This is a genomic window from Microvirga sp. Mcv34, assembly GCF_024519725.1.
In the GTDB taxonomy this organism is placed as follows: domain Bacteria; phylum Pseudomonadota; class Alphaproteobacteria; order Rhizobiales; family Beijerinckiaceae; genus Microvirga.
Genome location: NZ_JALJRK010000042.1, coordinates 15,392 through 37,821 on the forward strand (window position 1 = coordinate 15,392; position 22,430 = coordinate 37,821).

A 22,430-nucleotide genomic window follows, 5' to 3' on the forward strand; every position below is an offset into this window, starting at 1 on the left:
TGGTTCATCGGTTCAGGCATCCGTTCCTTCCAGATGCCTCTACAGGTCTTAGATTTCATCTAGACCCAGATGCTCTGAGCCATATCACTCAAGGCGGAGAGCGACAGTGAAAGTCACCGTCGCCTCTTAATCCGAACGTGGGTAACTCCCGACGTCAGTTCGATGCTTCAACACTTCTCCCAGGCTGAATCAAAACTTCATCCATCGCCGGCCCAAACCACTTGTCATTGATCCCCTCGATGATGTTCGAGTAATCATCGGTCCAGGGGGAGCGGGCATAGTCGGGGCGGATCAGTTTCCACGTCTGGGCAATGTCTCCCATGTCTTCGGCCCTATGGCCGATCGCCAGAGTGATACTCGCCCCGGTCGCCTCACCACTAGCCTTCGTCGCACCGGCATAGGTGACCAGGCCCGCCTCGGCCGCAGCTCGTGCAACGATTGCTCGTAGGTCCAGGTGCCGGTTGGAAATGTGCATCACTACGACCCCGTTCGGGCTCAGCCGATCAAGATAAGAGCGGATTGCCTCGACGGTGATCAGATGAGCTGGAATCGAGTCGGACGAGAAAGCGTCCAGAAAGATCAGGTCAAAACGATCTGCCTCTTTCTGCAGCGTAAGTCTTGCATCGCCATGGACGATTCTCGAATTGGGCGCACATTTCGCCATGAACGCGAATTGGGACGGATCAGTCGCAATCTCCGTCACCACTGGGTCGATCTCGAAGAAGGTCCAATTCTCTCCAGCCTTGATTGAACAGGCAATGCTGCCGCTTCCCAGGCCGACCGCGGCAACCCGGTTGAGCCGTCCCCCTTGGGCACTCCGAACCGCATCGATCCCGAGGACGTTCGATCCAGCCGGCGCATAATAGGTCAGGGGCTCGGGCCGGCCCATCACGGGCTTACCTTCCGCAGTCCGAAGCCTGATAGCCCCGTGGATCGTGCTGCCGTGGCGGATGTACCGGAACTGACCGTCCGGCGACTCATAGACCTTGTTGACCCCGAAGAACGATCGATATGAGGTTGTCCCGACCACCAGATCAGACAGGACCGTTACCGTAAGGGCGCAGGCAGTTCCTACAAGAACCGTACCGACTGCCTTCCGCCAGGTGATGATCAGAAGGATGATCAGCAACACCCCTGTGATAAATAGGATCGTTTCGCTCAGCCGATCGACCAAAACGATTAGAACGCCACATCCTACCAGCAGGATTGCCGCAACAACGCCGGGATAAGCCTCCTTAGAGGTGAAATCCCTCCATGCAACCTTTCGTCCGACAAACAGAGCAGCCACCAGGAGGATGGGGTACTCGAGGACTCCGGAGAACAGGAACGGCGCCAGCAGGCCGCTGAACACGCCGCCCAGTACTCCTCCGGCGGACATCCAGACATAGAACGAGGTGAGGTTCCGGGCCGTAGGGCGACGCTCGTAAAGAGCTCGATGGGCGATAAGAGCGCTGATGAAGAAAACTCCCAGGTGGAGTCCTGCCAGGGCCAGTGTTTCCGCACCTTTCAGCAGCATCAGAAAGACGAACGCGATGCCCCAGACCTGAACAGCCTTCAACTTTCCCGACGAGGCAAACGACCTCTCGCGGAATGTCGCAATGAAAGTCAGCAGGAACAGGGCCAAGGGCAGGACCCATAGGAAGGGTGCAGAAGCCACATCGGTCGCAATATGGGCCGTGACAGCAACCAGCAGACCAGACGGCACAAAGGCCATAGCCATCCATGCCAGACGGCCTGACCATCCCACTGGGGGCCCCTCAATCTCATCCGCGACGACACCGCCGCTGATGCCTCGGCCCCGGCGGATCAGGAAAAGGCCGCAAAGAGTGACGCCCGCTGCCAGCAAGCCATAGAGCGATGCCCAGAGAAGGCTTTGCTCTCCCAGCCGCAGCCACGGCTCGATCAGGAGGGGATAAGACATCAGGGCGAGGAAGGACCCTGCGTTCGAGGCAGCATACAGGAAATACGGATCCGCAGATTGCTTGTGCCCGACTTGGCCGAACCACGCCTGGAGCAGTGGGCCATTTGCCGACAAGGCGAAGAACGGCAACCCGACGGACGCAGCGAACACGCCCAAAAGCCAGAACGCGGTCCCACCCGACGGCTCCGGATCCCCGAATGCAATGACTGTGATTGGAAGCCCTGCCATGGCTAGCGCCAGCAGTGCCACATGAATCGCGACAGCGACGCCCCGGCGCATCCGCGTGACCAGCAGGTTTGCATAGGCATAGCCCGCCAACAGAAGAGCCTGAAAGAAAACCATCGCGACTGACCAAACCGACGGAGAGCCGCCCAAAGTCGGGAGTACCATCTTGGTGAACATCGGCTGGACACCGAAGAGCAGGAAAGCAGACAAGAAAATGGTGGTGGCAAAAAGGGGAAGCATCGTCGAGGCGCCTGCGTGGCTGGAATTGCACGTATCAAGAAAAAGGCCGAGCGTTATGCCCGGCCTCCTTTCACCATCATGAAGTGACGGCAGCTCACCATTTGAAGTTCAGGCCAGCACGAACGACGTTGCCGGTGTTGTCGCTGCGCACATGGTAATCAGCGACCTCGCCCGCGGCTCCGACATCGTACTTCGACGTGCCGAGATTGTAGTAGAGATACTCGAACTTGCCCGTCAGATTGTTCGTGATGGCGTATTCAGTGCCAGCGCCAACGGCATAGCCGGTGCGGGTTTCGTCGCCGTTTCCGCTGATGGGCTCCAGAGGAGTCACGACGCCTCTCGTGGTCACGGTGCCCTCAACGCTGGCACGGTTCTGCACGTCGCCGAAGGCCAACCCGCCGGTTCCATAAACAAAGAACCGATCGGCAGCCACGCCAACGCGACCGCGCACGGTGCCCAGCCACTCAAGGCTGTTCAGGACCGTCACGGTTCCGTTGGCGGTGTAGGTCGCACCCTCGACCGTCCGGGGCATATTCAGAGCCTTCACGTCGTCGAGATAGCTGATGTCTCCTTCGACGCCGAAAACAAACAGTCCGGTCTGCCAGTTATAACCGGCCTGAGCACCCCCAATGAAGGTCTGGAAATCGTCCTTCGGGCGAACCCAGCCGCCGAGCTCCGAGACAACAGTGTCGCTGCCAAAGTGACCCTGCCGCTCTCCGTAGGCCAGTCCCACGTTGCCGCCGACATATGCACCGGTCCAGACGAATCCCGGCTTCAAGCCCTGAACTGCCGGCGGCAGGATGGACGAAAACGATGGCGCAGAGAGATCAGCGGCCATCGAAGAAGTGCTGGCAAGAGCAAGCGCGATTGCAGCGGCGAAACCCTTCAGATGATTGTTCATGATTTGCGAAACTCCTGGTGTTCGATAGGCCGCTGTTATCCGATCGCCCTGCCCCTGTCTGCAATAAAACGGGATAAGACGAATTAAAAAGGGGAAAGCCGATCGGTTTGGTAAAGGCCTCACACCTTCCCTGAAGAGCCATCCAAATCTGGATCAATCCTCCTCAAAACCCCTGAAATTCCAGGGAATTCCTCTCGCGCCAGGAGGCGCACCCATGGAGACATTTACGGTCACCGTCGCCTTCTATGATGCCTGGAGGGTCCAGACACTCGTGACGAAGGCAGAAACTCCCCTGAAGGCGGGGGAGAGCGCTATCCGTCTAGCCGACGGCCGACGGGTTGAACGCTACAAACTCGAATCGTGGGATCCCAGTGCCAGCTTCGTTGCCGGTATCCGTCCTGGCGGCAAACTGTCGGACAACAAGTTTGAATTGGATCCGGTACTCCAAGGCCCCATTCCGTTCCGTCTATCTGAGGAGTTTGCCACCGGGAGCCCGTGCTCGCGTGAGACGGCGCAGGGTTTGGTCGAGACACTGGCGACGCTGCGACTTTGGGCTGCCGACCAGCTCGGCGGTGCTGCGAGATGTACCCGCCTGCCTGATGACCATCCAATCAAACGAGCCTCGAGAGCACTCCAGGCCGCCAAACGAGAAGGGCTGACCTTGTGAGCACGACTGCAACGCCGCCTTTTGGCACTCCCGCCCCGGGCTCTGGTCGCAGGATGCTCGGGTTTCAACTCGCTGATCCGTCCGGGCACAACATCCAAGGCGACGACGAGGACCCTCTCAACCTCACGTCGTTTCAGATAATGACCCCCGCCTATGCGGTCGCCGCTATAGCAAAACTTGGAGGCGATTCCCGGTATCTCCTAATGCCGATCTTTGAGGGAGACATCGAAGAACCCAGCCTCCTCGGCCCTAGTGACACGGAGATCAGCGAATGACCAAACTCTTGAACCTCGACGAAATGCTCGACTGCGCCAAGGAAATCGGCCTTCCGCAAGCTGACATCTGGGCCGGTGAACTTGAAACCATCGGTTCGACTATGGCCGCTGCCATCGCGAACAAGCTCGGGGTGATTGCCGGTGATGCCTCCGCCGAGGGTGTAGCCTTTGCTGGCACCTGCGCACCATTCAATCCGGCCTTTGAGGGGCAGCCATGCCCCGACGCTCTAGACCAATTTGATCCGGATGGTGACTGGAGTACCGGGGGCGCGACAGACGAGGGAGACGGCGAGAATGCTTGAAGACTATCTCAATAATGCCCGTGCCGTTCTTAAGGCTGCCGGTTTCTCGAACTATCATAACTACCGGCCCTATGAGGATTTCGACCGCTGGCTCAACAATGACCAGGCCGTTGTGATCACGCTCAACGGCGACGATGGGACATTCTACGCCCTGTACCGGGCAAGCAAGGTTCCAGGGGGTGAGCTTGAGACGTCCCCGAACCCGGTCCAGAGCGGCACCCTCCAGTCTTTGAACGCCGAAAAGATCGCTGAAATGGTCAGGGGTTTCGACACGGCCCTCGTTTTCCCGTTCAAGCCCTCCTCCGCTCCAGAGACCGCTCCGCCGAAGCCTCAAAGGCTCGACCTTAAGAAGGGAGCCCGGTACCGGGTTTCCAAAGAAGGGTCCCGTTTGGGACGGTGGGAACCGCATCCAAGCGGAGGCATGATAATGAAACGGGTCGAGTTGCCCGTTGGCGCGGAAATCACCTTCCTTGGGCAAAACCAAGGTCCTGGGTCCGACCCAGGATATGTGCAAACCTTCTCCCATGGCGAGGAAACCGGAGACTTCTGGCCAACAACGGTCATGGGCCTCGGCATTGAGGTGGGGTGGCTTGAGGCGATCTGACCAGATTTTGGGAGGTAGATCTCTCTTTCGCCCGCAGCAGCAATCCCTTGTCCACCGATTGCTGTTTGCCATCCCTCGACAATCCACATGAGGTCTTCAATAAGTTCGCTGCCGTCGGTTTAATTCGCTGCACGACGATCAAAGGTGTAAATTATGAAGTTGAAGTTTGGCCTCGCTCTGGCCGCTCTTGCCCTCGCGACCTCCCCGGCTACGGCAAGAGATCCCTTCGCAGGTGGATACTCAGGTAATGACAGTGTCTGCGCCAGGAACATATCCTGCGAACTGGTTATTGATCCCGTTGCCGGCGGGAAGGCCTATACCGTCGAGTTTAGCGCGGAGCAGCAGGGGCGTAGTCCCGACGGGCTCATTACGCGTAAAAATCCTTGCACGGTCACCACGCGCCTGACCAAAGATGGCAAACAGATCAAAGGTACTTTCCCTGGCGGCCAGACAGTCGAGATTTCATTGTCAGGTGGTGGGGCAGTGGTAGTGAGCAAGAACTCAGCCAATCCATGCGGCTTGCCGTTCTCGATCAGCGGCAGATACGAAGCCTTTGGGGATTGAGCCCGACACCATCGTCCGGTTTTACTGCAGTAGATCAACGCCACCGAATGCGGCGAGGAGTATCAAACTACTTCTCGCCCTTTCTTTTTCCGCTGAGTTGAGTGTTCCTCAGCGAAGGTCTGCATCTCCCGAAGCCCTGATTGGCTGAGAGCGACAGTTCAAAACCCCAGGAAATCTCCATGACCGACCCTGTGTTCAAACCGGCGGTGGAATACCCGCTGCGCGCCTTTTTGGACCTGTCCACGGCGCACCTTCGGCCAGAAACGCTTGCACATCTGAATACGCTTGAGAACGACGAGTTGCCGTTCTCAGGCGGGGTCACCCAGCACGGGTGGCTGGTCTATGCCCCGCACGAGGGCGACCTAAAGGCCTATCCCAAGTGCCCGCCAGAGATCGTCGATGCCATGAAGAAGGCCCGTGAGCTCGGCGCCGATTACGTGCTCTACGACAACGAGGCTGATCCTGACCCGAACGTACTCCCGGTTTTCGAGCACTGACCGTCCCACTCCTCTTTCGAACGAGGTGCTTTCATGACGCCCCGACATGTTCAATCCGCCGCCGACGCATTGGCGCGGCGCGGAGCAATCATTGCCCATCACGACGAGATCGCCGCATCGCTCACCATCGGTTCCAGGGTTCAGATCTTCACGCCTGATGCAGCCGATCAGACATGTGAGCTTGTGATTGAGACCGGCGATGATCTCCATGCCGTTTTCACTGCCCTGCGCGGGAGGTTCCAGACCCGGCTTCGATCCCTGGATGCGCGCCTCCATGACCTTGGCGTCGACACCTCGCAACTCTCCTCCATCGACTGAGATACGTGCCGCCAGGAGTTATAGACCATGTTCCAAGAACAGATCGCCAGTCGATCCGACAGCCCCTTCCTGATGTTGCGGGCAAAGCTGCATGACCGGCTCGGTTCCCAGGGCCGCGAGACAGTTCGAGCAAAAGCCACTCAGGCCGTGTTCGATGCTGAGCTCCGAACCGAAGTCGATCCTTGGGTTGAGTTCGCACATGAAGGTTACAAATTCCGCGTCCGGAATGCTGGCGACGATCTCGAAGTCGAGTTGATCGGCGAGCCGACTCTAAACGAGGCCCTCGCTGCCCGCGGGCTGTCTCATAAGCGGGATGCTCTAACCAGCGCCGACGGGCGGCATACGATCAAGGACGCCTCAGGCACTGTCGTCGGCCGCTACACGGCAACAGAGGCCTGGGCCGAGGTGATCAACGACACCAAGCGTCCTCTGCCCGATTTCGATCCTTCCAAGGTAAGGATCGAGCGCCACCGGATGAGCGTCACGCAAGGCGAGGCCTCGGTGTTCTATGATGAGCGGCTCCTCAATCGCTACGGCGACCAGATCAAACTTCTTGAAAAGGAAGCCACCGCGCCGGCTGGGGCCCAAGTGATTGGCGGTTACCACGGGTACGGCGATCAAGAGTGGATCGATGCGGCTCGCCGCGTGATCACGCGCGGCTCCTGGTAGGGCCCTCCCCTTCCCTCCTTCACACTAGGCTATCGATGCCCCGGATTCCTGCTACCGTCCTGCAGACAACCTTCGACTTCGATCTCTTCATCGCAGATCCTGTTGTTGTGACGCCTGCGGTTCAGTCTCCGATTTTCGGGACTGATCCAGCACCGCTTATTCCTCCCGTCAATGACAATCAGGCTGCTCTCACGACCGAAGCCCTGTTGGAGGTTTTGAAGCATAAGCTCGTCATATTCGCATCCGGGATGAGCCGCATCGGCGATCTGGAAGCGGGAGCGTTCGTCTGGAAAAATCTGAAGAGCCGCGGGATCGGCGTTGAAGCAGGAGAACTGTCGAGCACTGCCATCGAGGCAATTGCCGAAGCGGTCATTCTGCACAAAACCCAGATCTTCGTGGACTCTGGCGCCTTCAGTGAGTTCAAACGCTCCCTCAAAGGTGCCTCGCGGCCTAAACCCATAATCTGCGACCTCTTTTCAGATGAGATCGAAAGACTCCTCGCCCGATGCCCGACAGTGGACTTCGCCCGAGTTTGGCATCGCTATGAGTGCATCAAGGCGACGATCGCCTACTTCCTCAATGGTGACAGCGGCATCGAAGGGTCGGCCACATCCGACAACCCTGACTACCCTCGTCCTCTATTCGTAATGCCGGATGTAGTAGGAAATCAAAGCGTCAGCATCGCTCTGGTGGAGCGGTACCGGTCTTGGATTCTGGAGGAAATCAACCAGGATCTATCTATCCCGATCATCCCGATCCAGGTCGGCGACCTGACACTCGCTCAGGCATACGCCCGAATTGTTGAGATCTTGGACAGCGACAGTTGGGTGGTTGGAATTCCATCGAATGAGAAGGCGGTTACACCCGACGAACTCCGGGACTTCATTCGGCAATCAAGGCCCAGCCGCGTCCATTTCCTTGGTGCAGCATCATCGAAGACCCTTGAGCCGAAGCTGCGGATCCTGGCGGATGTCGGCCATGATCCCTCTCACCTAACCGCAGACGCCAATATTTGCCGGTCCTCTGTTTACGGGAAAGACATCGACAAGAGCCGCTTCCGTGCCATCGTCGAAACGCTCTACAGGCGCTCCGCCGAAGCCCAATCTGTTGCCGGCGAGCATCCCACCTGGAGGAAGACTAAGCCAGGCGACCGCCTTCCGGATGGAACGCGCCTGGTCCTGAAAGGCCTGAGGTGTAGCCTTCATGCCAAGCAGATCGCCACTCAGCACAAGGGCGGCAGAGTCATTCCCGACGGCCCGCTCCGGTTTGCCGTCACGGCCGCGTAGCCCCTTTTCGCCCCCTCGTCGACACGGATCATCTCATGCCCCGAAACTCTCCCGGCGCCAGCCAGATGGCGTTCGACTTCGATGCCTTGTTCGCCCCTCAGCCGACGATGCCTCAAGCCGTCAAAGAAGCTGTCAAAGATGCAGTCTTCTCCTACAGGAGCCCTGTCAAAGCGCCTGCCGATGACACCCAGTCAAAGCCATGGGCAGACCGGCTACAAGGCGTCGAGGACCAAACTCCCCGAATTCTTGAGATCGATGGCATTCGGGCCATCTGCACGCCTGACCGCTGGATGTGCTTCTACGCGATCGACCCCGGCAAGCCCTTCATCAGTGAAACCGGCTTCATGTCTGGCTGCAGCAGCCGCAAGGGGTCCTCAGAGGAAACCTTCCTGGCCCTGCTCACCGAGCAACGCAAACAGCACAAGGGCAAGCTGCCGATCCCGGCGACGACCTATCGATTGCCCGAACCAGGGGAAGATGGCCCGCAGCCCGCAACCGGTGCACTCCTCGCGCTGAAGAAGCTCAAGACCGACCCATACAATGCCGCCTTGATTGTCGAAGGGAACGGTCAATGGGGCGATGGCAAGTGTTCCGAGCACGGAAAGCCCGACCTTCTGAAAGAAGGTACCCTAGGCCTTCTGCCTGACGGCTTTGATGTCGAGGTCGATGCCAAAGGGCACGGGTTCGCCCTCGTCGCTCCGAACGGTCGCCGGTGGCCAGATGCAGGATCCTACTTCCCAGCTCTGCATAACATCCGGTGCGCCGTCACACGCCAAGCCCGCGACGATGCGGAAACCGGAGCCCCCTTCTTCTACGAAACCCTTCCGCAAGCAGCTTGAACGACAGGTCATCGATGCAGACTGATATCACGCTCAACACACAAGCCAATCTGCTGAAGACCGGCGATCAGGTCACGGTCCAAGCCGAAGGGCTGACCCTTCTCATCAGACGTCAGGATGAGGGTATTAGCGTTTATACCTATGGCTCCGGCGCCGAGGCCCTCAAAGAAGATTGGACCCTGTTCACGGAAGCCGAACCAGCCGACAGTGCATACGAGGCAGCCGCCCGGGCTGCGGGATGGTCGCAGATTTCAGCCCAGGACGAACACGACGAGGCCTTCGTCCTGCAAGTTGACGGTCAGGATGACCGCATTGAATACTACGGCGACTGGGAAAAACTCTGCGTTGCCGAAGGGATCGAGGTGAAGCCCGCCGCATTGCCGTCGGATTCAGCCGCGCCAGCACCCGTCCGTGCCTCGAGTTGGGCCAGCCGGCCGGATCTGGCACAGGCCGAAAGCGAGGGCTGGTGGATTGCGGAATGCAGCGGCCTCGAAACTGAAACCGCCCGCCTGGAGCGCATCGATGACGCCGGGATTTTCACCGGCGACGCTGCGGCGTGGGTTCATGTCTGGGGCCAGGCCCAGAGCGGTAGCGCCTATCATCAGAGCGTCCTGAATTGGCTCAAGGAGAATGCTCCGGTCGAGTTCAAGCGGATCAGCGACCACCAGGAGGCCCTTGCCGACAAAACCACCTGGGCGATCGTCAACGATGCTGGCGATTTCTGGTCCAACGACGATGGCTGGGTCGACCAGGAATCCAAGACCCTCTTTTACGCCCACGAGAAGGTCACGATGAACCTGCCGATCGGCGGCAAGTGGGCCCTGATCGGCTAGAACAACCTTCCTTTGTTATTCGCCTGCTAAAGAATACCCCTTATGGGACTGGCCCATGAGCCAAAGTGCAAAGTCTTTGAGCTACTCAGCCAAGTCTGTTCCTTTATAATCCTGTAAAAGGCTGGGAGCATATTCCGCGGCTCAGGGGGAGCACATGGGGGCAAAGAGAACGCAGAACCTGGTTGAGCCAGAGGCCCATCCCGCTGCCAATGAGAATAGAAGAGGGGCACGGCCCGCGCTGTCAATGCAGGAAGCTCTTGTGCTCCGGCTTATAGCCGCAGGGGTTCCCACAAGTGACATCGTAGCCCAGCTCGCCGTCAATGAACCGGAGGTCAAACAGCACATCAAAGCTTTGCTTCTCAAGGCCAGAGCTAAGACCAAGCCTCGTCTGGTTACTGCGCCGACAAACGTCTGATCAGCCCCGCTCCCGCCTCACTGAGGAGGATCGCGCCTCACCACGCGCTCAATCATCTCGATCATTTCCGGCAGCCGATAAGGCTTTGGCAGAAACGGGACACCGGCAGACGCACACATGCCGTGACAGGCGCGGGAGCGACCGGACGTAAAGACAACCGACAGAAGCGGCTGGATCGTCAAAGCTAATGCCGCCAGGTCAAATCCATCCCGACCGCCGAGATTGATGTCGGTAAAGAGGATGTCCACGGAAACGTCGGCTAATATCACCTCGGCTTCTTCGGCGCTCGCGGCGGTAAACACCTCGAAGCCGGCCTCTGTCAGGGCTTCAGCCGCAATCTCGCCGATGATCAACTCATCTTCGACCACGAGAACGCGCTGCCGCAGATTTTTTGGAAGGCGAGCTTCAGCCGCGGCTGGGCGGCTCCAAGGGGACAGGATCGGTGTCATGTACGCAACCTCACTGAGCTAGTCCGCGTGGTTAACGACGCGCCTGCCCAGCAGTTCGGCTCCCGCTCCGACGAGTGGCCGGTATGGTAAGCAAAGGGTTATCGAGCCAATTCGAGCCGGCCGAGAGGGCTGTCATCGAGAGATGACGGCCCTTTTGCGTAGCGCACTCCCAATCCGGGAAACCCCATAAATATCAATCGAGGACGCCTGAAATGACCCAGGAACTACCCGAAGCCTTCGGGTTCAAGAAGGACGACGTGGTTCAGATGCTGGTCGAAACCAGCGGCTTGGACGCCGATGACAACGAGCTCACGTTCCCGGTCGGCGCCGTAGCGATCATTGATCGCATTGAGCGCCTCGAGGGATCTCAGGGGATCGCACTCACCGTCGCCATTGAGGGCAAGATCGTCAATGTGTTCGACGAGGGGGATGGGCTCCCGGCCAGGAGGTTCTTCGAGCCGGTGCTCACGAAACGAGACGACTCCAAGCGCCCACTCACACTCGCGGACGTGAAGGATGCCGACACCTTCACACATGCTGCCTTCGTGCATGGTGAGGATTCTGAAGGTGACCATGAAATCGGGGATTTGCAGGACCTGTTCCGCGCCGCCTGGGGGCTCATGACGGAGGAGCAGAAGGTCGACTTCCTTTTCACGGACCAAGCGAAAGCCGTCCTGTCGGCCGCTGGTATCCTCGCCGACTAATCCATCCTCAACCGCTTAGAAGAGGGAAAACATGAACCGCGCTCGCCCCACCCGTGCTCAGATGAAGTCGATCCACCAACTGTTCCAACGCTCTCCCGACGGAAGCCCAACTTATCGGGAGTTTCGGAAGCGGTTCCACCACCTCTCCTTTGACAACATATTCGGTGGCACTTGGCATGGGATGTTCATCGGCATTGAAACCGATGGCTACCGACACTCTTGAAGCCGTATCCCGCCCGTTGCTTAACTCAAGGGCCTGGACCAACTGAGATGCACACTCATCACGCGCGCATCCCAGTCGCTTATCGCGTTACTTGCTCAAAAAACTCTGCAAGCCCGCGAGATCATCCGTATTGATTTTGTCGACGCCCGCCGCCTTCAGCTCTTTCCAGATTGCCTCGCGCTGCGGACCCGGCTGGTCCGGTGTCGCCCAGAACCGGATGGTCCAGCCCTTGCCATGGGCCGTCTTCACGATGTCCTGCAATTTGGCCTTCTCGGCGGGAGGCATCTCTCCCTCGCCTTTCCAGGTAAACACCTTGGTCCAGTTGTCGCTCAGGAGCGGCATGAAGGATGCTGGCATGTCGGAGGTCAGATCAGGCATGCGGCCATCATACCCGGCATAGCGGACCTTCTCCGAGAGCATGTGATCTTTCGGGCGGTTGCCGGACACGACCGCGGTGACGGCGCCTGCCTGAACCTTGCCGTCCCGAACAACCGTCAGAATGTCCGCATATTTGGAAAGTACCTCTGCCAAAGCTTTGTAGGTCAGCTCACCCTCAGTTTTGATATCGATGAGGAGCGTAAATCCCTCGCTTCCCGGATAAACCCTGCCGCCATTCTCAGTGATGCGCTTCTTCAGAGGGTCCAGGTACAGCGCCTCCAGGGTCCTCTCCGGCTTGATATGAGCCTCCTCGTGCGCCACCAGCAGCTTGCCATTCACGAGCCAAATGTCAGCCTCGACGCCAGTAAAGCCATGGTCGAGGGCATCGAGCAGCGGCCGCTTATGCTCATAGTCGTTGTGAGCATGGGCTTGAGCAAGGGGCTTCACGTCGGCTGCAGAGACCATCGCCGGCGTAAAGGCGAGGGCGGCGGCCAGGAACAGGGTCTTCATGTTTCCTCCAGTAGTTTTGTCTGCTTGTCTGGGATGCTGGTCTTCCAAGGATCGGTGACATACTGATGACGGCACAGTCCTTAGCCGGCTCACACCCAGATCTCGGAGATAGGTCCAGACCGCCTGGAGGCAACTCTAATGGCCCGTTCCTGCCATTAACTACCCTTCCGCCACTTTGTTGCCACGGTTGCCCTGCCCAACTAGCCTCCTTCGCGTGATCGATCGGTCACCGGAGGGTGGAGCAAGGCGCTCTGCCGGAGGGGAACTACAAGGGACTAGAGACGAGAATGGCGACTGGGACGGTTAAGTGGTTTAATGAAACCAAGGGTTACGGCTTCATTCAGCCGGACAATGGCGGCAAAGACGTGTTCGTTCATATTTCCGCAGTGGAGCGCGCTGGCCTCCGCGGTCTGAAGGACGGCCAGAAGATCTCCTACGAGGTCGAGCAGGACCGTCGGTCGGGAAAGGAATCTGCCACCAACCTGCAGCAGGTCTGAGACCTCTCACAATTGCGGATTGCTCCGCCTCAACGACAAGCCGCTCCATTTCGGGGCGGCTTTTTTGTTGTGCCTGCCAAACTGGAGAACCCCATGACAGAGACATCGCCCCCTGACTTCCTCAGCGACGAGCGCTTCATCAACGAGCACCGGAAGGTCTTTGTGATGTTCATGGGGCGTGATGGCTACTCGCAGGAAATGTCCACTGAGGAGTTTCCGCGACTGCGTGAGACCGTCAAACTCGATGCTTGTCCCAAGGCCTATTTACGCCTGCAGCGGACCGGATCCCGCTTTGCTCTCGACCGGCGCAAGAAAATGGAGATCGCAGAGATTTATCATAAGGCAGGGGAGCATGCTTACTACGGCTATTGCGTTGCCCTTGGTATCAAGCCCGAGTGATGCGGCGGTCCTGAATCTGCCCGTCACCTCCCCTATTATAAATTGGCAGATGTGAACTATCTCAGGTGATAAGACCCTGAGGACTTGCCTCGGAGAGGAGACGCAGTGACCACACGCCTTATGGAGATCCTCGATCGCGACGCTGCCATCATGAGAGCCAAGATGGCTGAGGTCATGCCGGCCGCAGATGGCGAAGCGCAGCAAGCTCGGGAGTTGATGATCCTGCTTCATACAGGGCTCTTTGTCATCCAGCGAGATGAAGGCAGCACTGCCGAAGAGTTGCGGGAGTTCGCGGGTCAAATCCTCGACCGGACGCGGATCACCAGGCAGTAGCAGCCGAAATAATCCTGTGAGTTTCAGCGGGCCTAAATCTTTGCGAAGCTGCTAGTAACCCCAATCGGCTATCCAAAACCCTCGCAGTCACACTGAAAGCCGCCGCCGACTGCCGGATAAGGGAATGTTTCGCTACCTCTGGAGACATAAGGCGTTCAGCGCCGTACTACTCTTCCTCTTCGGCATCGGCTTGTATCTCCAGCCGATCGCCGCCTGGATTGGGCTCGCGCTGCTGCTATTCCTGCGCCTCACCAAGGTCCATTCGTTCCTGCTCATCTATGACCTAACAGACCGGGCGGCCCTGACACATGTCAGGACGTTAGCGACCAAACGCGCCCATATGCTTTCACCGGATGAATATGGGAACGTCTCTGAGGAGACCTGGGACAGGCACCTCAACACCTTCATCAAGAAGACGCTCGTGCCGGAGTTCCAGCGCAGGAAGGTCGAGCATCTCCTGGCCAAGGATTCGAAGCGCTACGCCGCTCGCTTGAGGACCCGGATCAACCGGATCATCGATCGGCACCAGCCCGCTGAGCCAGCAGTTGAATTTGACGACGCGATGACAGGCAGAGAGTTTGAGCTCTACTGCCGCGATATCCTGCAGGAAGCCGGATGGCGTGCTTCACTTACGCCGGGATCAGGTGACCAAGGAGCCGACATCATTGCGGAGAAGGAGGATCGGCGGGTTGTGATCCAGTGCAAGTTCTACAACGGCACAGTCGGCAACAAGGCTGTTCAGGAAGCCTATGCCGCCGCCGCCTTTCAGGATGCCCCTTACGCGGTCGTGGTCACCAATTCGGTGTTCACCAAGTCCGCCCACCAGCTCGCGCACAAGAATGGTGTGCTGCTGATGCACCATAGCGATCTGCCCCGCCTTGAGTTGATCGTAACCAGCGGGGCGGGGCCCGCTGATACAAGATTCCATTCAGTCGCTCGAAGCCTTGAGGAAATCGTCTATCGACAGTTGCGCCGAGTTGGCCGGCTTCGCCTTCGGCTTCTTGGGCCCTTCCTCAACGCCCGTCGCAATTGGCTGCTTGCGCGGGATGGGCGTGTCTTCCGACTGCATGCGCTTCATCCGAGCTTTTGCCTTGTCTCGCGCCTGAGCTTCCTCGGACTGCGGATCCTCGGTGAGCCACTTCCCACGCTTAATCACTTCGTTCACGCGACCCTGGTTGATCCCAAGCTGGAAGGCAATCTCCTGCTGGGTCATGTCGGTCGTGCTATGAAGTTCGAGGATCTTGCGAGCGAGCTCCGGCGTCATCTTGCGCCCAGACACTCGCCGGGCCGGAGCGACCGACCGGGTCTTCTTTTCCTCCTTGCGCATCTTCTCCAGAATGGCCAGGGCCATGTTCATGCCTTGGGCGCGCAGGGCTTCTTCGAATTGCTTCAGCGTAGCCAAAAGAGAGACTCCTGAACTCCTGCCCCGATGCACTCACACCGGTTCAGACTGACTTTTGAACGACGAAGAGATGGTGAGACGGTCCGTCAGCCCCGCACGACTATCCGGATAGGCCAGCCGAATTAAGCTGGCCCGAACCAGAATAGAGTCCATGATTCGCGTTTTTCAAGCGGGGAACCCAACTTGGTTGTTGATTTGTTCTGGACGATTAAGCCTTCCATAGTCTCTGAAGGAATGCACTTCAGCAGGGCTCCACATCTCAGTGCAAGAAGCCAATTCGGCAGTCCCGCAAACTAGATAACAAGATCAGATACCTAGCTGCAACTGCTGGGTGGTATAAATCCCGACTTTTGAGAGACCCTTAGGTCCGACTTCAACTAGACCGGGAGATCGGCTGGTGCAACGAGCCCAGGGTACCCCAATCGCCTGGCGCTTAAATTCGCGCTACAATGAAGCTTTCTAGGAGGTCCTACGCTATGCGCTATGTCCCCTACAATGCTCCCCTCGATCTTGATGAGGTCAGGGACGTAGACCTCAGGAAGTCGATCTTCCGAGCAATGGCGAAGGAACTTCTACGAAGCGCACCCGCAGACAAGGCGGCAAGTGTCGCTCGCCTGATGGAAAAGGCCTTCAAAGCAGGTTTCGAGCTAGCCCGCGTAGACCAAACCGCAACAACGACTGATCGGCTTCTCCGGAAGATGACCGAGATGGATCTGCCATCTCTGTCTCGTAATCATCTCAGTCGACTACGCCTGATGGTATTTGGAAGTACCGGATTTGATTTTCCCGCTCGCGGTGACCCAGGTGCCGGAGATCCAGGACGTGTCTTCTTCTTGTGGATTCCTCCCAATATTGTCTTCCCGGCCGGTCGATGGCGAGCCGTCGAAGAGGACTGGGACCTCTATGATACATCTGAGAAGACGCTTGGACCTTTTATCAAGTTGGGATTGATGAAGGAATTCATCAGTAACGGTGACAGGTTCTGTTTCCTGACAGAGTATGGGTACGAGCTCCTGCGCACTGGTGAAACATCTCTGCCTGAGGAACAAAATGGCGTCGCCTCATATATTGCTCATGACTATCATCGAATGATGCAAAAAGCCTTGATGAATTTCCCGCTAGATCGAAGGCTCGCGAGGAGCGACGCCTGAAAGAACGGGCAGACAGGGAACGGGCAGAGCAGGAAAGACTAAACAGGAAGGAGCAGAAGCTCAGGGCTCCAGAACTTCGAGTTGCGTCTGTGGGCGGAGAGAAGAAGGCCCTTCGAGTCCTTAGGGTCATTGATGATGGATATTCCTGCTCAAAGCTTGCCACTCAAATTGTCGAGGAGCTTCGGGGCGTGGGCGTTGACATCGATTACCGAGGTCTTCCGAAATTGCGATCGGATCTGATTGAGGGGCTTGCCCGCCAGGGGGTCACCTATACAACTCCACAGAAATCGGCATCCAATTCTCCTCAAGACTTTAACATTAGGAGTCCGTCCTTGTGGTCTGGCTCATCATTCGAATATGGCCCTCGTTCTTCAGCCGGTATCGGCTCGGCGACAAATCCAGCGACCCCATCCCCTCCTAGAGATCCACTCCGTCCGCCGAGTTACGAAGGGCTTCGCACATACAGGCCCGATCAATCAGTTCTTTCCGAATTAGGTGTTCAATCTGTCCAGGATATGGTCGATCAGATCAATCGGGCTCGGATAAACTCCAAGCGGTTTCCGATCTCGCAGGGAGATTATCCCGGCAGCAAGGCATTGTTCGAGAAGCTTGTGCGGGAATTTCGTTCACTCACTCGAAACGATCACGTCTGAAAGGAATACCGGGAACACCCTAGGTCGGGATAGCCTATAAAGGCATGTTCGCGCTTTAGGGAAGCGACCCGCCAACAACGCGGTTTCTGCCAGCCCTCTTAGCCTCGTACAATCTGCCGTCAGCGGCCGAGACTAGCATCTCTGCAGAGATATTGGCGGCTGGATCACCCGTAACTGCTCCAATGCTCACCGTCACCAGTCCGTCAATTCCTCTGGGGTGGCGAATTTCGGCTGCGGCCAGGTTCTCCCTTAGCCGTTGAGCGACCTCCAACGCACCCATCTGATCAGTTGCCGGCAAGATCAGAGCGAACTCCTCGCCGCCGTAGCGGGCGGCGACATCGTCCGGCCTGCGGGCTGCCTGCGCGAGAACCCCGGCGAACCGGCGCAAGACTTCATCACCTGCCTGATGTCCCGCCGTGTCATTGAGTGCCTTGAAGTGGTCGAGATCAAGCAGCAGCAACGACAGCGGTTCGGTCGTCCGGTGCGCGCGCCGGATGGCCCGCTCAAGCGCCTGATCGAACGCCCGGCGATTGGCAATGCTTGTCAGCCCGTCAGTCTGGGCGGCGCGCTCTAGATCTTGGTTGAGCCTCCAGAGTTCGACCTCGTCCATCGACACCGCAGCCAGATCGATCAGTGTCGAGAGATCGAAGCCTTCAGCATCCTGCGGCTCGCGCTTGAGAATACAGAGAGATCCGACCGCAGCACCTGCAGGTGTCAGCAGCGGAACACCGGCATAGAAGCGAAAGGGCAGGAACGGCGCCACCGGATGCCCATCCAGCTTCGGCTCCTTCTGCATGTCACCGAAGACCAGAGGCTCGCCGGACGCGATCATGATCTGGCACACCGACCGCTCACGCTCGATCGATGAGCCGATGCCGTCGCCAGTGATTGCCTTCATCCACTGGTAGCGGTCATCCACGAAGCTGAGAAAGGCGACATCCGCCTCATAAACTCTCGAGGCTATACGTGTGAGCCGGCCAAATCGTTCGTCCTGCGGCGTATCGAGGATCCCACACGACAGAAGAAAATCAAGCCGCTCTGCCTCGTTGGCCGGCAGCGGAGGCACAACAAACACGTCAATACTCCTGCTAAAGGCAAATAGCTTATGGGAGTGGGCACCCGATGTCAGAGGCGGGCTAATCCCGTCTTCGATCAGGTCTCTGTAGGATGCCCGTTCACACGGTCCTTGAGCTTATGGGAGGGAGTGAAGGTGACCACCCGGCGCGGCTCGATTGGTACCTCGACACCGGTCTTTGGATTCCGGCCAGTTCTTTCGCCCTTGTTCCGAACTGTGAAATTCCCGAACCCGGAGAGTTTCACATTCTCCCCTCGCTCCAGCGTATCGCAGATCTCGGCTAGGACCTGCTCGGAAAGGGCTACGGCTTCATGACGGGGAAGACCAACAGCCTCGACGACGGCCTGGGCCAGATCCGCTCGAGTTACATTCCTGCTGGTCATCAAATCATCCCACCGTGTGAAGGGTGCCCTCACCAAGGGCATGCCCTACGGGGGATATTTCTCCTCAAGCTTGAGCACAAGAGCTTTCAGGTGCTCCGGCATGTCGGCGGCAATGACATCGTCGTACAGGCTCTTCAAAGAGTGCCCGATGACAAAGACCACCTGCTCCTGGGAGAAGTTCAAGCTGCTGGGGAGGTCACGCGACCAAACCCGAGTGTTATTCTGCTGCATGGCATCGTTCTCACGGCTGTGCCCTGCATTGCCCCTGATTAACGTATGTGAAGGGGCAACTCACGCCCGCGTGATCGGTTTCAGCCTAGCCGTATGGTTCGGATCACACCTGCAAAGGCTCAGCTGGGGCCCTTTGGACCTCAACTTAAAAGCGTAGCAAGACCGAAGCTGACACTCGCCATACTCGCCAGGAACCACGGCCACCACGCTGGCAAAGGCCTGTCGCTACGTCCCGTCATTGCTACTCCCAGTATTATCATCGGTCCAGTTTGGCTAGCAGCCAAGCCGGCCGCCTTGATCCACAGCAACAAAACCGGTCAGCTGGTTTGCTGGCAATAACCATATCGTCGCGGATCCGTCCTCAGGCCTACGCCCGTCCGTGGAAACCATCCGCTAGGTTCGCCGTTACTCGGGCGAGGATGGCAACCTCCTCACTTCAAGGAAGCCTCCTCACCTCCACGGCAACGGCGGGTGGGGAGGCTTTTCTGTTCATCCTGGTCGATGAGAGGCCTTTGGCCGCAACCCCTTCAAGCCGTCGGCATGCCATAAAGTCCTATCTTGGCATGGAATATGGTTACATCCCCTGATGAGCAGCCTGTATCACTACCCCGCTGTGTCGGCCCTCAATGAAGAGACAGAGCCGGATCGGGTCTCCCGGCTTCATGAGGCCTTCGGGGTGATGTGCGCCATCGCTCGGATGATCTGGCGCGAGGAAACGGGCTACGACGCCAGCTCGGCCGCCTCAGCCACGGTTCGCTGGGACGGCTCGGTCATCGCGTTGCGTGACATCCGAGGCCATCTGGAGGTGATCTGGGCGTCAGCTGCCCATCAGGAACGATACGGAGTGCTGGCCGAACTTGCCTGGGAGGCCATGTCGGAACCACGGGCCCACGTAACCCATCACCTCCCCAGTTGACCGGCCGTCGTTTCTTAGAACGGGTAGTCCGTTTCTTCAGGGATGCGGACGTCCCCTAGCGGCGACTTTCGGGCCACTCCGACGGTCCCATCAGGCTCGCGGGTAAACTGAACGCCGTACTGCTCGAAGGCACGCACAACAGCGTCCACGCTGGTCCGCCGGACCGACAGCTCTCCGGAAATCTCCATCCGCTTCACCGACGCCGGGGAGATATTGGCTGCCTCAGCCAATTCACGGATTGACCAATTCAGCAGCCCACGGGCTGCCCGAATCTGAGCACTTGTTGGCAAGATCCATGTCTCAAAGTCGAGGGATTGCTCCATCGACCCAGTGGCATGGAACTGGGTCTCGACTTGGCCCGAGACGTCCAGGTGGTGCAACCAGATCTCATCCACCACCAGGCGGCCGAGACCACGAAGCAATGTCGTCTGATACTGGCTGAACTCGTGAGGCCTCACATCGGAAATGCAGAAGGCGCCCAGCCGGATACCCGGCCGGATCGTCAGTGGGACGCCAGCGTAGAATCTGAGGAACGGATGGCCCATCACATGGGGGTTTTTGCTGAAGGTCTGGTCCGCCAACGCATCCGGCACCACGAAGACCTCATCGTGCAAGATCGTGTAGTTGCAGAACGCGTAGTCTCGAGGAATTTCAGTTGCCTCACTTCCACCGAACCTCGCCTTGAAGAAGTATCGGTGAGTGTCGGCCAGGGTCACATGAACCATGGAGACGTCGAATAACCGCTGTGCAATTCGACAGATTCGGTCGATAGCCGGTGACGAAGGCGTATCAAGGATCTCGAGCTTATGAAGAGCGGCGAGGCGCTCGGATTCGTTGGGCGACAGCGGAAAGTGCATTCGTCCTCGGTGTCCCTCGCTTGGTAGGAGAAAGGAGACCATTAGGTCCGGAGCATCGTCGCCTGCCATACGGAATGCCGTTTTGGAACCCTCGATAACGAGGATGTGACCGAACAGTTCTGCGGCAACTCGTCCTATGGGCGGCTCTGTCACAATTCGACTGGACAAGAGCAGGCGGCCAAACCACATGGAGCGGGCCAGATCTTACCTCCTGAAGTCCTAGCCCGAGAAATACCTATGTCCGACATCGGCCAGTTGAAGACAAAGCGAATTTGCTTTGATTGTGTCGGCGAGACTTATCTAGAGGACCTGATCGCCAATCAGGGCACCCATGGTCAATGCGATTATTGTTGCCAGCCTGGGCAAACCTTTAGCATCGCCGAGATGGCCGATCGGATCGAGACGGCCTTCGAGCAGCACTACGAGCGGACATCAGAACACCCCTCGGACCTCGAGTGGATGATGCAGAAGGACAAGGAGCTAAACTACGAGTGGGAGCGGGAAGGCTTCCCCACTGTCTATGCGATCTCCGGTGCGGCGCTCATCGGTGAGCAGCCGGCTCGAGACATCCAAGCGGTACTTGCCGACCGCTATGCTGACTGGGAAAGCATGAAAATCGGTGATGAAACCGAATTCGACGCCGGCGCCTGCTACGCCGAGAAAGGCCCTAATCCGAGGGAATGGCAGGCACAGTGGTTCCTATTCGAGGAGAAGCTGAAAACAGAGACCCGGTTCTTCAGCCGGGATGCCGCGGCGACCCTGGAGGTGATCTTCAAGGACATCTCGCATCTGCAAACCCGAGACGGTCGCCATGTCGTTGTCGACGCCGGCCCTGGAACTCAGCACTCCGCATTCTATCGGGCGCGCTCCTTTGAAGCTGACAGCGATCTTCAGGATGCCCTCGTTTATCCAGAACAGCGGCTTGGGACGCCGCCCTCGCAAAGGGCTAGAGACGGCCGAATGAACGCGCGCGGTATCGCGGTCTTTTATGGTGCGAGCGACCCCACAGCAGCCATCGCCGAGGTGCGCCCTCCAGTCGGGAGCAAGGTTCTTGTAGGTCAGTTTGAGGTGATTGCTCCTCTTCGGCTTTTGGATCTCAGGGCTTTGGACCGCATCAGACTGTCGGGGAGCATCTTCGATCCAGACTACGTTCGACAGTTGGAGCGCGTCGCATTTCTCGCGATCCTCGGTAAGCGGATCACGGTGCCGGTCATGCCGAGTGACGAGCCGTTTGAATACCTGGCGACCCAGGCCGTCGCGGACTTCCTTGCCACGGAAGCGGACCCGCCCTTGGACGGCATCATCTACCCGTCTGTCCAGGCCGGAGAGGATCAGTACAACGTCGTGCTGTTTCACAAGGCTGCCCGTGTGCAGCCGGCTGATACCAGTAAGGGCGCAAAGATCAGTGCGCAGCTCTATACTACCACTGAAGATGGCGTTGAACCCGACTACACCATCATCGAAGAGCTTCCCGAGCCAATCCAGGCCAGTGACAGCGCCAAGCATCAGGAAGGCTCAAGCACTCCTGCCGCCGACGACACGGATCTGCGCAACTCAACCCTCAGACTTCAATCTGACTCTCTCACCGTTCATCACGTGAAGCGGGTGTCCATCGACACTGATCCACACGAGGTTTCCCACCTCCAGTGGGAGCCTTGGAAGAAGGGGCTGGATTCTTAGTGGCGTCTCAAATTACCGGACTTGGCAGCCACT

General features: G+C 58.2%; 28 protein-coding genes and 1 pseudogene. 20 read left to right on the forward strand and 9 right to left on the reverse strand.

Annotated elements, in window-relative coordinates; all coding sequences use genetic code 11:
- Positions 1 to 154: 154 nt before the first annotated feature.
- Positions 155 to 2,386, reverse strand: coding sequence for a spermidine synthase (locus tag OC446_RS19760; protein WP_262030730.1), 2,232 nt, complete (start codon positions 2,384 to 2,386; stop codon positions 155 to 157).
- A gap of 94 nt (positions 2,387 to 2,480) precedes the next feature.
- A complete protein-coding gene (locus OC446_RS19765; RefSeq protein ID WP_262030731.1) occupies positions 2,481 to 3,287 on the reverse strand; it encodes an outer membrane protein in 807 nt (268 codons plus the stop codon).
- Between the two features lie 214 nt (positions 3,288 to 3,501).
- Here OC446_RS19765 and OC446_RS19770 point away from each other — a divergent pair, with 214 nt between their 5' ends.
- The 12 genes from OC446_RS19770 (at position 3,502) to OC446_RS31075 (ending at position 10,556) form a co-directional block, all read left to right on the forward strand.
- Positions 3,502 to 3,954 (forward strand): hypothetical protein, encoded by a 453-nt coding sequence (locus tag OC446_RS19770; RefSeq protein WP_262030732.1) that lies wholly within the window; start codon positions 3,502 to 3,504, stop codon positions 3,952 to 3,954.
- A 53-nt stretch (positions 3,955 to 4,007) separates the two neighbouring features.
- Complete coding sequence (locus tag OC446_RS19775; protein ID WP_262030733.1) at positions 4,008 to 4,229, forward strand: hypothetical protein; 222 nt, start codon at positions 4,008 to 4,010, stop codon at positions 4,227 to 4,229.
- Positions 4,226 to 4,531: a hypothetical protein gene (locus tag OC446_RS19780; protein WP_262030734.1), complete on the forward strand. Its 306-nt coding sequence runs from the start codon at positions 4,226 to 4,228 to the stop codon at positions 4,529 to 4,531. Before OC446_RS19775 ends, OC446_RS19780 begins: the two co-directional genes overlap by 4 nt.
- On the forward strand, positions 4,524 to 5,135 hold the full coding sequence (locus OC446_RS19785; protein ID WP_262030735.1) for a hypothetical protein: 612 nt from the start codon (positions 4,524 to 4,526) through the stop codon (positions 5,133 to 5,135). Before OC446_RS19780 ends, OC446_RS19785 begins: the two co-directional genes overlap by 8 nt.
- A 153-nt stretch (positions 5,136 to 5,288) precedes the next feature.
- On the forward strand, positions 5,289 to 5,699 hold the full coding sequence (locus OC446_RS19790; protein ID WP_262030736.1) for a hypothetical protein: 411 nt from the start codon (positions 5,289 to 5,291) through the stop codon (positions 5,697 to 5,699).
- Between the two features lie 179 nt (positions 5,700 to 5,878).
- A complete protein-coding gene (locus OC446_RS19795) occupies positions 5,879 to 6,196 on the forward strand; it encodes a hypothetical protein (protein ID WP_262030737.1) in 318 nt (105 codons plus the stop codon).
- Positions 6,197 to 6,229: 33 nt separating this feature from the next.
- Positions 6,230 to 6,514 (forward strand): hypothetical protein, encoded by a 285-nt coding sequence (locus OC446_RS19800; protein WP_262030738.1) that lies wholly within the window; start codon positions 6,230 to 6,232, stop codon positions 6,512 to 6,514.
- Positions 6,515 to 6,541: 27 nt separating this feature from the next.
- Positions 6,542 to 7,183, forward strand: a complete 642-nt coding sequence (locus OC446_RS19805) for a hypothetical protein (RefSeq protein ID WP_262030739.1) — start codon at positions 6,542 to 6,544, stop codon at positions 7,181 to 7,183.
- A 35-nt stretch (positions 7,184 to 7,218) separates the two neighbouring features.
- Positions 7,219 to 8,469, forward strand: a complete 1,251-nt coding sequence (locus OC446_RS19810; protein WP_262030740.1) for a hypothetical protein — start codon at positions 7,219 to 7,221, stop codon at positions 8,467 to 8,469.
- A gap of 65 nt (positions 8,470 to 8,534) precedes the next feature.
- Entirely contained in the window at positions 8,535 to 9,308 is a 774-nt protein-coding gene (locus OC446_RS19815) for a hypothetical protein (protein ID WP_262030741.1), read from the forward strand.
- A gap of 14 nt (positions 9,309 to 9,322) precedes the next feature.
- Complete coding sequence (locus OC446_RS19820) at positions 9,323 to 10,141, forward strand: hypothetical protein (RefSeq protein WP_262030742.1); 819 nt, start codon at positions 9,323 to 9,325, stop codon at positions 10,139 to 10,141.
- A gap of 244 nt (positions 10,142 to 10,385) precedes the next feature.
- Entirely contained in the window at positions 10,386 to 10,556 is a 171-nt protein-coding gene (locus OC446_RS31075) for a LuxR C-terminal-related transcriptional regulator (RefSeq protein ID WP_410055100.1), read from the forward strand.
- Positions 10,557 to 10,573: 17 nt separating this feature from the next.
- On the opposite strand, the gene OC446_RS19825 is transcribed toward OC446_RS31075, so the two are convergent.
- Positions 10,574 to 11,005 carry a response regulator gene (locus tag OC446_RS19825; protein ID WP_262030743.1) on the reverse strand — a complete coding sequence of 144 codons (432 nt, stop codon included), beginning with the start codon at positions 11,003 to 11,005 and terminating at the stop codon, positions 10,574 to 10,576.
- A 212-nt stretch (positions 11,006 to 11,217) separates the two neighbouring features.
- Here OC446_RS19825 and OC446_RS19830 point away from each other — a divergent pair, with 212 nt between their 5' ends.
- Positions 11,218 to 11,709: a hypothetical protein gene (locus tag OC446_RS19830; RefSeq protein ID WP_262030744.1), complete on the forward strand. Its 492-nt coding sequence runs from the start codon at positions 11,218 to 11,220 to the stop codon at positions 11,707 to 11,709.
- A gap of 310 nt (positions 11,710 to 12,019) precedes the next feature.
- Here OC446_RS19830 and OC446_RS19835 read toward each other — a convergent pair whose 3' ends face one another.
- Positions 12,020 to 12,820, reverse strand: coding sequence for a phosphatidylinositol-specific phospholipase C/glycerophosphodiester phosphodiesterase family protein (locus tag OC446_RS19835; RefSeq protein WP_262030745.1), 801 nt, complete (start codon positions 12,818 to 12,820; stop codon positions 12,020 to 12,022).
- A 287-nt stretch (positions 12,821 to 13,107) separates the two neighbouring features.
- Here OC446_RS19835 and OC446_RS19840 point away from each other — a divergent pair, with 287 nt between their 5' ends.
- The 4 genes and pseudogenes from OC446_RS19840 to OC446_RS19855 form a co-directional block, all read left to right on the forward strand.
- Positions 13,108 to 13,317, forward strand: coding sequence for a cold-shock protein (locus OC446_RS19840; protein ID WP_262030746.1), 210 nt, complete (start codon positions 13,108 to 13,110; stop codon positions 13,315 to 13,317).
- 93 nt (positions 13,318 to 13,410) lie between these two features.
- The gene (locus OC446_RS19845) at positions 13,411 to 13,716 is read left to right on the forward strand and encodes a hypothetical protein (protein ID WP_262030747.1); all 306 of its coding nucleotides are present in this window, start codon (positions 13,411 to 13,413) and stop codon (positions 13,714 to 13,716) included.
- A gap of 105 nt (positions 13,717 to 13,821) precedes the next feature.
- Positions 13,822 to 14,049 (forward strand): hypothetical protein, encoded by a 228-nt coding sequence (locus OC446_RS19850; protein ID WP_262030748.1) that lies wholly within the window; start codon positions 13,822 to 13,824, stop codon positions 14,047 to 14,049.
- Positions 14,050 to 14,611: 562 nt separating this feature from the next.
- Positions 14,612 to 14,914: pseudogene (locus tag OC446_RS19855) on the forward strand (restriction endonuclease); the annotation flags it as partial.
- A gap of 63 nt (positions 14,915 to 14,977) precedes the next feature.
- Here OC446_RS19855 and OC446_RS19860 read toward each other — a convergent pair.
- Positions 14,978 to 15,451 (reverse strand): sigma factor-like helix-turn-helix DNA-binding protein, encoded by a 474-nt coding sequence (locus OC446_RS19860; RefSeq protein ID WP_262030764.1) that lies wholly within the window; start codon positions 15,449 to 15,451, stop codon positions 14,978 to 14,980.
- A gap of 476 nt (positions 15,452 to 15,927) precedes the next feature.
- Here OC446_RS19860 and OC446_RS19865 point away from each other — a divergent pair, with 476 nt between their 5' ends.
- Positions 15,928 to 16,602 (forward strand): hypothetical protein, encoded by a 675-nt coding sequence (locus OC446_RS19865; RefSeq protein ID WP_262030749.1) that lies wholly within the window; start codon positions 15,928 to 15,930, stop codon positions 16,600 to 16,602.
- A 708-nt stretch (positions 16,603 to 17,310) separates the two neighbouring features.
- Here the strand turns inward: OC446_RS19865 and OC446_RS19870 are convergent.
- From OC446_RS19870 to OC446_RS19880, 3 genes are all read right to left on the reverse strand, one after another.
- On the reverse strand, positions 17,311 to 18,330 hold the full coding sequence (locus OC446_RS19870) for a sensor domain-containing diguanylate cyclase (protein ID WP_262030750.1): 1,020 nt from the start codon (positions 18,328 to 18,330) through the stop codon (positions 17,311 to 17,313).
- Between the two features lie 77 nt (positions 18,331 to 18,407).
- A complete protein-coding gene (locus OC446_RS19875) occupies positions 18,408 to 18,713 on the reverse strand; it encodes an integration host factor subunit alpha (RefSeq protein ID WP_262030751.1) in 306 nt (101 codons plus the stop codon).
- Positions 18,714 to 18,758: 45 nt separating this feature from the next.
- Entirely contained in the window at positions 18,759 to 18,944 is a 186-nt protein-coding gene (locus tag OC446_RS19880) for a NepR family anti-sigma factor (protein ID WP_262030752.1), read from the reverse strand.
- 586 nt (positions 18,945 to 19,530) lie between these two features.
- Here OC446_RS19880 and OC446_RS19885 point away from each other — a divergent pair.
- Positions 19,531 to 19,860, forward strand: coding sequence for a hypothetical protein (locus tag OC446_RS19885; protein ID WP_262030753.1), 330 nt, complete (start codon positions 19,531 to 19,533; stop codon positions 19,858 to 19,860).
- Positions 19,861 to 19,874: 14 nt separating this feature from the next.
- On the opposite strand, the gene OC446_RS19890 is transcribed toward OC446_RS19885, so the two are convergent.
- Positions 19,875 to 20,717: a GAF domain-containing protein gene (locus tag OC446_RS19890; RefSeq protein ID WP_262030754.1), complete on the reverse strand. Its 843-nt coding sequence runs from the start codon at positions 20,715 to 20,717 to the stop codon at positions 19,875 to 19,877.
- Between the two features lie 237 nt (positions 20,718 to 20,954).
- Between OC446_RS19890 and OC446_RS19895 the strand changes: the two genes are divergently transcribed.
- The gene (locus OC446_RS19895) at positions 20,955 to 22,397 is read left to right on the forward strand and encodes an RES family NAD+ phosphorylase (protein ID WP_262030755.1); all 1,443 of its coding nucleotides are present in this window, start codon (positions 20,955 to 20,957) and stop codon (positions 22,395 to 22,397) included.
- Positions 22,398 to 22,430 lie beyond the last annotated feature (33 nt).